This is a genomic window from Microbacterium sp. NPDC089188 (assembly GCF_040685155.1).
Lineage (GTDB): Bacteria > Actinomycetota > Actinomycetes > Actinomycetales > Microbacteriaceae > Microbacterium > Microbacterium galbum.
The window spans coordinates 327,461-340,383 of record NZ_JBFBHH010000003.1; the positions used below are offsets into that span (position 1 = coordinate 327,461).

Here is a 12,923-nt window from a genome sequence, read left to right on the forward strand (position 1 = left end):
CGTGCGGGAGGCGGGCGGGAACGACGGAACCCCGCCGGCACGGGGCCGACGGGGTTCCGTTCGTGGGGGCGGGATCAGCGCACGTCGTCGTCGATCCAGTCCATCGACTTGGTGACGGCCTTCTTCCACAGGCGCAGCTCGCGCTCGCGCTCCGCGTCGTCCATGCTCGGCTCCCAGCGCTTGTCTTCCTGCCAGTTGGCGCGCAGGTCGTCGAGGTTGTTCCAGAAGCCCACGGCCAGACCCGCGGCGTACGCGGCACCGAGGGCGGTGGTCTCGGCCACGACCGGACGCACGACCGGAACACCGAGGATGTCGGCCTGGAACTGCATGAGCGCGTCGTTGGCGGTCATGCCGCCGTCGACCTTGAGCTCGGCGAGGTCGACGCCCGAATCCGCGTTGACGGCATCCAGCACCTCGCGCGACTGGAAGGCGGTGGCCTCCAGTGCCGCGCGGGCGATGTGGCCCCGGTTGACGTAGCGGGTCATGCCGACGATCGCGCCGCGGGCGTCGGGACGCCAGTACGGGGCGAACAGGCCCGAGAACGCCGGCACGAAGTACACGCCGCCGTTGTCGTCGACGCTCTCGGCCAGCTTCTCGACCTCGGGGGCCGAGGAGATGATGCCGAGTTGGTCGCGCAGCCACTGGATGAGCGAGCCGGTCACGGCGATCGATCCCTCGAGCGCGTAGCGGGCGGGCTGGTCGCCGAGCTTGTAGCCGAGGGTCGTCAGCAGACCGTTCTTCGAGTGGACGATCTCCTCGCCCGTCTGGAAGATGAGGAAGTTGCCGGTGCCGTAGGTGTTCTTGCTCTCGCCCGGGTCGAAGGCGGCCTGACCGAAGGTCGCGGCCTGCTGGTCGCCCAGGATGCCGGCGATCGGGGTCTCGCGCAGCAACGACGACGACTCGACGGTGCCGTAGACCTCCGAGGAGGAGCGGATCTCGGGCATCATCGAGCGGGGCACGCCGAAGTCCGACAGGATGTCGTCGCGCCACTCGAGCGTCTCGAGGTCCATGAACAGGGTGCGGCTGGCGTTGGTGACGTCGGTGGCGTGCACGCCGCCGTCGATGCCGCCGGTGAGGTTCCACAGCACCCAGGTGTCGGTGGTGCCGAAGACGAGGTCTCCGGCTTCCGCCTTCTCGCGGGCTCCGTCGACGTTCTCGAGGATCCAGACGATCTTGGTGCCCGAGAAGTAGGTCGCCAGCGGAAGGCCGACGATGCTCTTGTAGCGCTCGGGGTCACCGTCGGCCAGGCGGTCGACGATCGACTGCGTGCGGGTGTCCTGCCACACGATCGCGTTGTAGACGGGCTTGCCGGTGTTCTTGTCCCAGACCACCGCGGTCTCGCGCTGGTTCGTGATGCCGACGGCGGCGATGTCGTGGCGGGTGATGTCGGCGCGGCTCAGGGCGAGGCCGATCACCTCCTGGGTGTTGCGCCAGATCTCGAGGGGGTCGTGCTCGACCCACCCCGCGCGCGGGAAGATCTGCTCGTGCTCCTTCTGTCCGACGGAGACGACGCTCCCGGACTTGTCGAAGATCATCGCGCGCGTCGAGGTCGTGCCCTGGTCGATGGCGAGGACGTAGTCGGCCATGGATGGACTCCTTTGTCTTGTTCAGTGAACGGGTGAAGAGAGGAAAGGGGAGGCGGGGGCGCCGGGCGACGCCCCCGCGACGGTGTTACTTGCCGAGGCTGAGGAGCACGGGGGCCAGCAGACCCGCGAGCAGGCCACCCACGAGGGGGCCGGCGACCGGAACCCACGCGTAGCCCCAGTCGCTGGAACCCTTGCCCTTGATGGGGAGGATGGCGTGGGCGATACGGGGGCCGAGGTCACGTGCCGGGTTGATCGCGTAGCCGGTGGGGCCACCGAGCGAGGCGCCGATACCGACGACGAGCAGGGCGACCGGGACAGCGGCGAGTCCGCCGATACCACCGGGGACGCCGATGTCGGCCACGCCGTAGTCGCTGAAGCCGAAGATCACGAAGACCAGCACGAAGGTCGCGATGACCTCGGTGAGGAAGTTGAAGCCGTAGGAGCGGATCGCGGGGCCGGTCGAGAACACGCCCAACTTGTTGGCCGGGTCGGGCTCGTCGTCGAAGTGCTGCTTGTACGACGCCCATGCGAGCACGGCGCCGATGATCGCACCGACCATCTGGGCCGCCACGGCCACGAGGAACTGGACGAAAGCGATCTTGCCCGCGACGAGCAGACCGATCGAGACGGCCGGGTTCAGCTGCGCGCCGGAGTAGGCGGAGACGATCACACCGGCGAACACGGCGAGGCCCCACCCCCAGTTCACCATCAGGAAGCCACCGGCGTTGCCCTTGGTCTTGGCGAGGGCCACGTTGGCGACCACGCCGCAGCCCAAGAGGATGAGCATCGCGGTTCCGACCACCTCCGAGAGGAAGTACAGCCCCAGGTTCACTTCTTGCATGTCGTCATCGACCTTTCTTTTCTCGCCCGGCCACCTTCGGCTCGAGCGGTGATGCGGCTCGGTGTTCCGAACCTATGCGCGTCGTGCGGGCGCGCGACAGGTGGCGCGCCCGCACGTTCTCTCAGATTCGCGCGACCCCGGCCTGAGCCAGGTCGACCCGGTGCGCGGAGCGCAGGATCTCGGTGGTGCGGCTGATCTCGTCGTCGACGCGATCGGCGTCCCAGCCGAGGGGACCCGCCACGGCCTCGGCGACCTCGCGGAGCGTGCGCTCGGTCATGCCGCCGACGAAGGCCAGGTGGGTACGGCGCAGCAGGACGTCGATCAGGTGCACGACCTGCTCGTTCGCCGCGATCCACTCGAGCTCTTCGCGGTAGTACCCGGGGGCGTCCTCGACCGGGGTCGGATCGGCCGGCAGCACGTCGAGGATCGCGTCGGCCCGCGTGCCGTAGCGCTCGAGCATGGCATCCACGAGTTCCGCCGAGTGAGCATTCGTGCGCGCCGAGATCCACCGGCGACGCTGCTCGGGCGTCGCGGGGAAGCCGGCGCCGCCGCCGATCGACAGGCCCTGCGTGCTCACGCGGTGCGGGCGACGGAGCTTCTGCAGTGTCTTCATGCTGAGGTGCTCGGCGAGGGCGCGGAAGGTGGTCCACTTGCCGCCCACGAGGCTCATCGCGGGGGTTCCGGCGATCTCGTCCTCGACGATGCGGTAGTCGCGCGAGACGAAGCCGGGTGCGGTGTCGTCGTGGCGGGGGAGCGGACGGATGCCGGAGAACGTGTAGACGATCTGAGAGCGGTCGACGCCGACGGTCGGGAAGACGTGGCCGATGAGGTCGAAGAAGTACTCGATCTCGTCGTCGGTGCACACGACGGGCTTCGACGGGTCGGCGTCGATGTCGGTGGTGCCGACGAGGACGCGGTCCTTGAGCGGGTAGATGAGGACGATGCGGCCGTCGGAGTGCTCGAAGAAGATCTCGCGTCCCCCGGTCGCGGCGAGCAGTTCGGGGTTGTCGAGCACGATGTGCGAGCCCTTGGTGCCACCCATGAACTGGGTCTTCAGTCCCATGGCCTCGTTGGCCAGGTCGGTCCAGGGGCCCGCGGTGTTCAGGATCACCTTGGACTTCACGGTGAACTCCTCACCGGACACCTCGTCGCGCACGCGCACGCCGTTCGCGTCGGCGCCGACGGCCGAGACGTAGTTGACCGCCTGCGTGCGCCCGGCGCCCGCCTCGATGCCGTCGCGCAGCACGTCGAGGGCGATGCGCTCGGGGTCGTGCATCGAGGCGTCGAAGTAGGTGGCCGTGTAGGCGAGATCGTTGTTGAGCTTGGGCAGCTCGGCGAGCGACTTCTTCTTGCCGAGGAACTTGTGCCGGGGGACCGATCCGCCGTCGCGCGAGAAGGTGTCGTACATGATGAGGCCGACCTTGATCAGCAGGGCGCCGCGCTCGTTGGGCTTGCCGCGTCCGTGCGTCACCAGCAGGCGGAACGGGGCGGACAGGATGCCGGAGAACGTCTTGTAGATCGGGATCGTCGTCTCGAGCGGCTTGACGTAGTGGGGGGCCGTCTTGAGCAGGTCGTTGCGCTCGGTGACGGCTTCCTTGACGAGACGGAACTCGCCGTTCTCGAGGTACCGGATGCCACCGTGCACCATGTGGCTGGAGGCGGAGGACGCACCCGATACGAAGTCGCCGCGCTCGACGAGGGCGACGCTGACGCCCTGCAGGGCCAGGTCGCGCAGGGTGGCGAGGCCGTTGATGCCTCCACCGATGATCAGGACGTCGAGGTCTTCGGCGTCGCGGAGCGCCTGGACGTCGGGGCGGAGCGCCGGGACATCCGCGCGGGGCGAAGAAGTGGGGGACGACATGTCGACTGCGACCTTTCGTTGTTGGTACGACGATCAGGATGCGCTCGTCTGCACGTTGTTGCAAGCCCCTTGAACAAACGTGCAGAATGGTGTTCATGAAGGTGTCGAGACAGTGACGACGCAGGCGGAGGAGCGCTCCCGAGACGCGCTGCGCGCGGCTCAGCTGTACTACATGCAGGACCTCACGATGGATGCCATCGCGCACGAGATGCGCGTCTCGCGGTCCTCGGTGTCGCGGTTGCTGCAGCACGCCCGCGACGTGGGGCTCGTCACGATCTCGATCAGTCCGCCCGACGACGCGCGCGGCCAGATGGCTCAGCGCATCGCGGACCGCTTCGGCATCACCGCGCACATCGTCCCCACACCCCCGCGCACGTCCGAGGCCGAGCGTCTGGAGCGGACCGCCCTCACCGCGGCACGCATCCTCGCCGAGCGGGTCGAGTCGTCGATGACGGTCGGGGTGGCCTGGGGATCCACCCTCTCCGCCATGGCGCGCCACGTGCCGCAGAAGGACGTGCACGACACCCACATCGTGCAGATGAACGGCGCCGCGAACGTGCGCACCTCCGGCATCCCCTATGCGGGGGAGATCCTGTCGAAGTTCGGTGCGGCGTGGTCGTCGTCGGTGCACCAATTCCCGGTGCCGGCGCTCTTCGACGATCCGCGCACGAAGCAGGCCATGTGGCGCGAGCGCTCCGTGCGCTCGGTCCTGGAGATCCAGCAGCGCGTCGGTCTGTTCGTCTTCGGACTCGGCTCGCCCCACGCGGACGTGCCCTCGCACGTGTACAGCGGTGACTACTTCGACGAGCGCGACCGCGCGGTGATCGAGCGCGAGGGCGTCGTCGGCGACTGCGCGACGGTGTTCTACCGTGCCGACGGCTCGAGCGACATCCCCGAGCTCAACGCGCGCTCCAGCGGGCCCGATCTCGACACGGTCCGTCGCATCCCCCGGCGCTTCTGCGTCGTGTCGAGCCTGTCGAAGCTCGACGGGCTGCGCGGGGCGCTCGCTGCGGGCCTGGTGACGGAGCTCGTCGTGGAGGAGTCGCTCGCGCGACGCCTGCTCAGCGTCACGCGCTGACCGGTCGGAATGCCAGGCCGCCCCCGGCGCGGACGGAGCCTCAGCGCTCGCCGAAGCCGTCGTCGATGAGAGCGCGCAGCTCATCGAGGGCCCGCTGCGCCTGCGGCCCGGAGGCGCTCACGCGCACGCGCGCCCCCTGCCGCACGCCCAGCGCCATGAGAGCGAGCAGACTGCGCCCCGAGACCTCGTCGCCGCCGGTGTCGAGATCGATGATGCGCACGTCGGCGTCGTAGCGCGACGCCGCCTTCACGAAGGTCGCGGCCGGCCGGGCGTGCAGTCCCGACGGGTTGACGATCTGCGCCTCGAACGACGCGGTGTCGGGGGGAGCGTCATCCTCGACAGGCCCCGCATCGGTCGACGGCGCGGAACTCCCCGGGGTCGGAGGGGATGCCGAGGCGTCGTCGTCGCCGAGCTGGCGCCGCTTCGCGTCGCCCGCCCCGCGCACTTCGGCGGCCACCGCGTCCAGACCGGCCCCGCCGGCGGCCGTGACCACCGCCGCCACCAGACCCTCGACGAACGGAGCGGGGCTGAGCCGCACACGGTCGGGGGCGGAGACGAATTCGAGCGCCGTCTCGGCGCTCAGGATGGCCGAGCCCAGGTCCATCAGCACGAGCACGCCGTCGCTCGAATCCGCCTCGTCGATCGCGGCGGCGATGGCCACGGCATCCGTTCCGAGGTCGCCGTCGGGTCCGCCCGCGGCCACGCGCACGACGGGGGGTTCGGTCCCGCCCATCTGCAGCGCGAGCTCGACCGCGGCCTCCGCCAGGGCGCGACTGTGCGAGACCGCGACGATGCCGATCACTCGGCGGCCGCCAGGGTGTCGCTCAGGGCCTCGAGCAGCAGCGTCGCCGAGGCGGCGCCCGGGTCGAGGTGTCCGGCACTGCGCTCGCCGAGGTAGCTCGCGCGGCCCTTGCGGGCCACGAGCGGCTCTGTCGCATCACGTCCGCGCGCGGCGGCCTCGGCGGCGGCGCGCGAGGCGGCGGCAGGTGACGCGTCGTCCCGCGCCGCGGAGTCCCAGGCCTCGAGGGCGGGGGAGAGGGCGTCGATCATGGTCTTGTCGCCGACCTCGGCCTTGCCGCGGGCGATGACGCCCTCGACACCGGCCCGGAGCGCCGCACCGAGGGCTGCGGCATCCACGGGGTCGGCCTCGGCCAGGGCGGGTCCCATGCGCAGGAAGAGGGTGCCGTAGAGCGGGCCGCTGGCCCCGCCGACCGTGGAGACGAGTGTCATGCCCACCGTCTTGAACAGATCGGTCGGAGTGGACGGCTCGGGGTCGAGCTTGGCGACGACCGCGTCGAGACCGCGGGCCATATTCGAGCCGTGGTCGGCGTCTCCGATCTCGGAGTCGAGGCGCGTCAGTTCGTCCTTGTGCTGCTGCACCGCGTCGCGGAAGGCGCGGATCCACGCGACGAGGTCGCCGGTCGTGACGGAGGCGGCGCTCATGCGCCCCACCGCAGGCCGGGGGTGACGACGGGGGCGTCCCACAGGCGCAGCATCTCGTCGTCGGCCTTGACGACCGTGAGCGAGGCGCCCGCCATGTCGAGGCTGGTGATGTAGTCGCCGATGAGCACGCGCTGCACGTCGACCCTCGCCTCGGCGAGGAGCGGCGCGATCTCGCCGTACAAGAGGTACTGCTCGATGAGCGGCGTTCCGCCCAATCCCGACAGCAGCACGATCGCCGGCCCCACCGCGTCGCCGAAGTCGTGCACGATCGGCTCGACCATGAGCTTCGCGACCTCGTGAGCGGATGCCAGCTTCACGCGCGAGCGGCCGGGTTCGCCGTGGATGCCGACACCGACCTCCATCTCGTCGTCGGGGAGGTCGAAGGTGGGGCGACCGGCCGCGGGCACGGTGCAGCTGGTCAGCGCGACGCCCATCGAGCGCCCGGCGGACGAGACGCGGCGCGCGAGCGCGGCGACGGCGGCGAGATCGGCGCCTTCCTCGGCGAGGGCGCCGACGATCTTCTCGAGGACGACGGTGGTTCCCGTGCCGCGGCGGCCGGCGGTCCACGTCGAGTCCTGCACGGCGACGTCGTCGGCGACGACGACGGACTCGACCTGCACGCCCTCGGCGGCGGCGAGCTCGGCGGCCATCTCGAAGTTGAGCACGTCGCCGGTGTAGTTCTTCACGATGTGCAGGACGCCCGCGCCCGAGTCGGCGGCCTGCGTGGCGGCGAGCACCTGGTCGGGGGTGGGGGAGGTGAACACCTCGCCCGCGGCGGCGGCGTCGAGCATGCCGCGTCCGACGAACCCGCCGTGCATCGGCTCGTGCCCGGAGCCCCCGCCCGAGACGAGGGCCACCTTGCCCGCGCGGGTCGGTTCCGCGCGCAGGATGACGCGGTTCTCGGCATCCACGCGAAGATCGGGATGAGCCGCCTGAATACCACGCAGGGCCTCGGCCAGCACATCAGCCGGGTCGTTGACGAACTTCTTCACGATGCCTCCTCGTTGTGGCTCCGACGGTTCGGGCCGTCGGTTTCGACCCTGGTCGTCGGGGGGCGTCGCGTCAAGGGCGAGGAGGCGCGTCAGAGGCGTTCGTGCGGCAGGACCTGCTTGATGCGTTCGATGGGGTTCTGCGCCGGGGCCTCGTTGTAGGCGTTCGCGAGCTCCTGCCCGCTCAGGGCGTGGATGGCGGCCATGATCTCGTCGGTGGCGCCGCGTCGCGCGCGCCCCGAGGTCGCGGGACCGTGCGGCGAGAGGTCGAGGGGCTCGCCGAAGCGCACCGTGATGCGCTCGCTCGTGCTGGGGAACTTCGCCCCGACGGGCATCGCCTTGTCGGTGCCGATGAGGCCGACCGGGACCACCGGTGCACCGGTCTGCAACGCCAGGAACGCCACTCCCGTGCGGCCCTTGTAGAGCCGGCCGTCGAGGGAGCGCGTGCCCTCGGGGTAGAGCGCGACGGCGCGACCGTCTTCGAGGAGCACGCGCTGCTGGTCGAGGGCGTCGAGGGCCTTCTGCCCGGCCCCGCGCTCGACCGCGATCGCCCCGATGGCGGTGAAGAACTGCCGCGAGGCCCACTTCTCGAAATACGCCGACTTCGCCATGAAGTGCACGGGGCGGGGAGCGGCGACCGGGATGGCGATCGAGTCGATGAACGACAGGTGGTTGCTGGCGAAGATCACCGGACCCGTGCGCGGGACGTTCTCTCGCCCCTCGACGTGCGGGCGGTAGACGGCGCGGGCGAGGGGCGCGATGAGGAACCGTCCGAGTCCGTAGGCCGCGCCCATCTGCTGCGGCGGAGCGGCGGCGGGGGGCTCGGCGGGCAGGTCGGAACTCACTCGACGAGGCTACTAGCCGCCGCATGCCGGGGCGTGCATGGGGCGGCGTGCGTCGCGGACGGCCTCTCCGCCGGCCTCCTTCCGCCGCGCTCTCCCAGCCGCGCCAAAGCCGGATGCGCGAGGATGGGAGCTTGCCGTTCTTCTTCCGAGAGGTCTCCCGTGCGTTTTCGCCCGATCGCTTCCCTGTCCGTCGCCGCCGTCGCAGTGCTGCTGCTGGCCGGATGCTCCGGCTCGTCCACCGACGCGCAGACGCCCGATGCCACGGCGACCCCGGATGCCGGAGCCTGCCAGACGCCGTTCACCGGCGACGTCCCCGCGGGGCTCGAGGTGTCGGGCGACTTCCAGGGCCCTGTCACCGTGACGCGCCCCGATGGTTTCGCCCCCAGCGACATCCAGCGCAGCACCTTGATCGAGGGCAGCGGCGAGGAGATCCAGGCCGGCGACATCGTCAAGGCCAATTACACGGTGATCGACGCCAGCACGGGTGACGTCGTCCTGGACTCGCTGTCGTCCGATCCGTCCGGGATGGACATGATCGTCAACTCCCAGCAGATCTTCGGCGCGGCCGTGTCGTGCGTGCCGGTCGGCTCGCGCACCGTCTCGACCTTCCCCGCCGGCATCCTCGGCGAAGGCTCTCCCGCCTACGTTCTGGTGGCGGACGCAATCGCGGAGCTCCCGACGCGCGCGGACGGCACCGAGGTCGCCCCGGCCGACGGCATGCCGACCGTGACCTTCGCCGACAACGGTGCCCCCACGGTCACCGTCCCGAGCACCCCCGCGCCCACCGAGACGCGCATCGAGAACCTGCGCCAGGGCTCGGGCGACGTGGTCAACCCCGGCGACACCGTCATCGTGCAGTACACGGGCGTGCTCTACGACGGCGGCACCGTCTTCGACTCGAGCTGGGACAAGGGCGCGCCGACCCAGTTCGCGACCACCGCGGTCGTCCCCGGCTTCAAGAAGGCGCTCGAGGGACAGACGGTCGGTTCGCAGGTCGTCGCCGTCATCCCGCCCGCCGACGGGTACGGCGACCAGGAGCAGGGCTCGATCCCGGCGAACTCGACGCTCGTGTTCGTCGTCGACATCCTCGGCGTGCAGCACGCTCCCGCCGCGCAGTGAGCGACGTCCGGGGCGTCGCGCCTCGCACGAATGCGTGCGGCGCGCGACGCCCCGGGGTGGCGGCTCAGTAGGCTGACGGGATGCGCCGCGTCCTCATCCTCGGTTCCACCGGTTCGATCGGCACCCAGGCGCTCGACGTCATCCGCGCCAACGCCGACCGCTTCGAGGTCGTCGGTCTCGCGGCCGGTACCGACCGCGCCGGCGTCGAGGCGCAGGCCGGGGCCTTCGGCGTCGAGCACACCGCTCTCGGTGCCGTCGAAGCGGAGCAGCTCGTCCGCGACGTCGACGCCGATGTCGTGCTGAACGGCATCACCGGATCGGTGGGTCTCGGGCCCACCCTCGCGGCCCTCGAGGAGGGCCGCACCCTGGCGCTGGCGAACAAGGAATCGCTGATCGTCGGCGGTGAACTCGTCACCGCGCTCGCCGCGCCGGGCCAGATCGTCCCCGTCGACTCGGAGCACTCCGCCATCGCCCAGGCGCTGCGCGCGGGAGCGTCGAACGAGGTGCGCCGTCTCGTGCTCACGGCATCCGGGGGTCCGTTCCGCGGGCGTTCGCGCGACGAGCTCGGCGCCGTCACCCCGGCCGAAGCGCTCGCCCACCCCACCTGGGACATGGGCCGGGTGGTGACCACCAACTCGGCGACGCTCGTCAACAAGGGCCTGGAGGTCATCGAGGCGCACCTGCTCTTCGACGTCGCCTACGACCGCATCGCGGTGACCGTGCACCCGCAGTCGATCGTGCACTCGATGGTCGAGTTCGTGGACGGCTCGACGATCGCCCAGGCGTCTCCGCCCGACATGCGGCTGCCGATCTCGCTCGGCCTCGACTGGCCGCACCGTGTGGGCGGCGTCGGGGCGCCGCTGGATTGGACCACGGCGTCGCAGTGGACGTTCGAACCGCTCGACGAGAAGGCCTTCGGCTCCGTCGCTCTGGCCAAGCGCGTGGGGCGCGCGGGGGCGACGTTCCCGGCGGTCTTCAACGCGGCGAACGAGCAGGCCGTCGACGCCTTCCATGAGGGCCGGCTGAGCTTCCTCGGCATCGTCGATCTCATCGAGCGCGTGGTCGATCGGCACGAGCCCCCGGCGACCCTCACCCGCGAGAGCCTCGCCGAGGCGGAGACGTGGGCGCGCCGTACGGCCGACGAGATCATCGCGTCGCGCTGACGTCCCTCGCCGGATGCGGAGGTCCCTGAGCCTGTCGAAGGGACCGGGGTGACGCGGGTTGCGGTGGCTTCGGCGGGCTCAGCCACCTGGCGTCGGGGTTTGGGTGCAGCGATGGTCGGGGGTCCCTGAGCCTGTCGAGGGGACCGGGCGTGCGCGCGCGGGCGCCGGTGGCTTCGACGAGCTCAGCCACCTCGGGTGCAGGGTGTTGCGCGGGTTGCGGTGACTTCGACGGGCTCGGCCCCCTCGGGGCAGGTGGGAGGCGATGAGCTGCCGTCGCCCGGTCAGGCGGGGAAGTCGACCGGGCGCTCGGGGTCGGACGACGGCGTGCTGTCGGCCGGGTAGGGGACAGGCCACTGCGGGTCGGGCACGGCCCAGCCGGCCGCGCGCAGGGCGCGTCGTGACAGCTCGCGGGCCGAATAGGGCGTGCGGACGCCGCGGACGTCGCGGTAGTCCTGGTGTCCGGGCCCTGCCCACAGGATCGCGTCGCCCTCGCCGACGAGCTTCACGGCCTCGAGGATCGCCCGCTCCGGAGGGGTGAACTCGTGGATCTCGGCGTCGGGCCGCGCGCGCCGCGCGCCCTCGACGAGCACCGCGCGGATGGCATCCGGGTTCTCGTGTCGGGGGTGGTGGTCGGTGACGACGAGGATGTCGCTGCCTTCGACGGCCGTGCGTCCCATGTCGTGGCGCTTGGTCGCGTCGCGGTCGCCGTCGGCGCCGAAGAGCATGACGACCTTTCCCGGCGTGACGCGTCGCACCGCGGCGAGCGTCTTCTCGAACGCGTCGGGGGAGTGACCGAAGTCGACGTAGACGGCGGGGCCCTCCGCCCCCGAGACCAGCTGCGTGCGGCCCGGGAGGGCGGCGTCGATGTGCTCGCCGTCGAGGGTGCTGAACAGGTGCTCCCACGTGTAGCCGGTCTCGAGCAGCATGACGATCGCGAGGCCGGCGTTGGCGGCCATGTGGCGACCGATCACGGGCACGACCGTGGTGAGCGAGCGTCCCTTGCCGTCGGACAGTGTGAACTCGGTGCCCTCCTGGCGCTCGTCGACGATGTCGACCGTCCAGTCGGCGGATGCCACCGCCGCGGGGTCGTGCGCGATCGCGGGCGTCGCGATGGTCACGACCGGGATCTCGGCGCGCGCCGCGATCTCCGCACCCGCGGGGGAGTCGAGGCACACCACGCCGCGTCGCGCGCGGTCGGGGCGGAACAGCGGCAGCTTGGCCTCGAAGTACTCGCGCATGTCGGCGTAGTCGTCGAGGTGGTCGTGCGTGAGGTTGGTGAACCCGGCGACGTCGAACACCAGCCCGTCGACGCGGTGTCGGGTGAGGGCCTGCGCGCTCACCTCGACGGCGACCGCCTCGACCCCGCGCTCGCGCATGAGCGCGAGCAGGGCGTGGAACTCCGAGGCCTCGGGGGTGGTCAGGCGCGAGACGATCACGTCTCCCGCGATGTGGCGCTCGGCGGTGGAGGACAGGCCCGTCACCACGCCGAGCTGACCGAGGATGCCCTCGAGCAGGTGCGAGACGCTCGTCTTGCCGTTGGTCCCCGTGGTCGCCAGCAGGCGGGGGAGGTCGTCGTCGGGGCCGGTGCCGTAGACCCATGCCGAGAGGTCGCCCAACAGGGCGCGGGGGTCGTCGACCACGACGATCGGCAACCCGGTGGGGGCGGCGATGTCGGCGCCCGCGTCGTCGGTGATGACCGCGACCGCGCCGCGCTCGGCCGCGGTGGCCGCGAATTCGGCGCCGTGCCGGTTCACTCCGCGGATCGCGACGAAGGCCTCTCCCGCACGCAGATCGGCGGTGGCCAGCGTGATGCCGGTCAGGACGGTTCCGTCGACGTCTCCGACCGTGCGCACGCCCCAGCGGCGGGCCAGTTCCGCGAGGTCGCGGCGGGGCGGACGCTCCGGACGGAGGACGGGGGGCAGGTTCGAGGGGGCGTCGCTGGGCATCGCGTCCATTGTCGCATCCGGTGCCGCAGAGACACCGCATCGCGGCCGCACG

The 12,923-nt window shown here is 71.1% G+C and carries 11 protein-coding genes; 3 read left to right on the top strand and 8 right to left on the bottom strand.

The genetic code is table 11. From position 1 onward, the window contains the following. Window positions 1-74: 74 nt before the first annotated feature. From glpK to AB0N80_RS11485, 3 genes are all read right to left on the bottom strand, one after another. A complete protein-coding gene (glpK, locus tag AB0N80_RS11475; protein ID WP_363392738.1) occupies window positions 75-1,586 on the bottom strand; it encodes a glycerol kinase GlpK in 1,512 nt (503 codons plus the stop codon). A gap of 85 nt (window positions 1,587-1,671) precedes the next feature. Then, a complete protein-coding gene (locus AB0N80_RS11480) occupies window positions 1,672-2,427 on the bottom strand; it encodes an MIP/aquaporin family protein (RefSeq protein ID WP_315993163.1) in 756 nt (251 codons plus the stop codon). Between the two features lie 121 nt (window positions 2,428-2,548). Continuing rightward, window positions 2,549-4,288: a glycerol-3-phosphate dehydrogenase/oxidase gene (locus AB0N80_RS11485; RefSeq protein ID WP_315993162.1), complete on the bottom strand. Its 1,740-nt coding sequence runs from the start codon at window positions 4,286-4,288 to the stop codon at window positions 2,549-2,551. A gap of 112 nt (window positions 4,289-4,400) precedes the next feature. Between AB0N80_RS11485 and AB0N80_RS11490 the strand changes: the two genes are divergently transcribed. Next, window positions 4,401-5,366: a sugar-binding domain-containing protein gene (locus AB0N80_RS11490; protein ID WP_315993161.1), complete on the top strand. Its 966-nt coding sequence runs from the start codon at window positions 4,401-4,403 to the stop codon at window positions 5,364-5,366. A gap of 40 nt (window positions 5,367-5,406) precedes the next feature. Here the strand turns inward: AB0N80_RS11490 and dhaM are convergent, their stop codons facing one another. The 4 genes from dhaM to AB0N80_RS11510 all read right to left on the bottom strand — a co-directional run bounded on the left by dhaM (window position 5,407) and on the right by AB0N80_RS11510 (window position 8,592). Then, window positions 5,407-6,168 (bottom strand): dihydroxyacetone kinase phosphoryl donor subunit DhaM, encoded by a 762-nt coding sequence (dhaM, locus tag AB0N80_RS11495; RefSeq protein ID WP_363578779.1) that lies wholly within the window; start codon window positions 6,166-6,168, stop codon window positions 5,407-5,409. Next, on the bottom strand, window positions 6,165-6,809 hold the full coding sequence (gene dhaL / locus AB0N80_RS11500) for a dihydroxyacetone kinase subunit DhaL (protein WP_315993159.1): 645 nt from the start codon (window positions 6,807-6,809) through the stop codon (window positions 6,165-6,167). Before dhaL ends, dhaM begins: the two co-directional genes overlap by 4 nt. Further along, window positions 6,806-7,801 carry a dihydroxyacetone kinase subunit DhaK gene (gene dhaK / locus AB0N80_RS11505; RefSeq protein WP_363578780.1) on the bottom strand — a complete coding sequence of 332 codons (996 nt, stop codon included), beginning with the start codon at window positions 7,799-7,801 and terminating at the stop codon, window positions 6,806-6,808. The genes dhaL and dhaK overlap by 4 nt, the downstream gene beginning before the upstream one ends. Window positions 7,802-7,890: 89 nt before the next feature. Further along, window positions 7,891-8,592 (bottom strand): lysophospholipid acyltransferase family protein, encoded by a 702-nt coding sequence (locus AB0N80_RS11510; RefSeq protein ID WP_315994577.1) that lies wholly within the window; start codon window positions 8,590-8,592, stop codon window positions 7,891-7,893. Between the two features lie 210 nt (window positions 8,593-8,802). Here AB0N80_RS11510 and AB0N80_RS11515 point away from each other — a divergent pair, with 210 nt between their 5' ends. Together AB0N80_RS11515 and dxr are read left to right on the top strand one after the other, a co-directional pair. Beyond that, window positions 8,803-9,762 carry an FKBP-type peptidyl-prolyl cis-trans isomerase gene (locus AB0N80_RS11515; RefSeq protein ID WP_363392727.1) on the top strand — a complete coding sequence of 320 codons (960 nt, stop codon included), beginning with the start codon at window positions 8,803-8,805 and terminating at the stop codon, window positions 9,760-9,762. A gap of 80 nt (window positions 9,763-9,842) precedes the next feature. After that, window positions 9,843-10,925 carry a 1-deoxy-D-xylulose-5-phosphate reductoisomerase gene (dxr, locus tag AB0N80_RS11520; protein WP_363578781.1) on the top strand — a complete coding sequence of 361 codons (1,083 nt, stop codon included), beginning with the start codon at window positions 9,843-9,845 and terminating at the stop codon, window positions 10,923-10,925. Window positions 10,926-11,206: 281 nt separating this feature from the next. Here dxr and AB0N80_RS11525 read toward each other — a convergent pair whose 3' ends face one another. Then, window positions 11,207-12,871, bottom strand: coding sequence for a UDP-N-acetylmuramoyl-L-alanyl-D-glutamate--2,6-diaminopimelate ligase (locus tag AB0N80_RS11525; RefSeq protein ID WP_315993155.1), 1,665 nt, complete (start codon window positions 12,869-12,871; stop codon window positions 11,207-11,209). Window positions 12,872-12,923 lie beyond the last annotated feature (52 nt).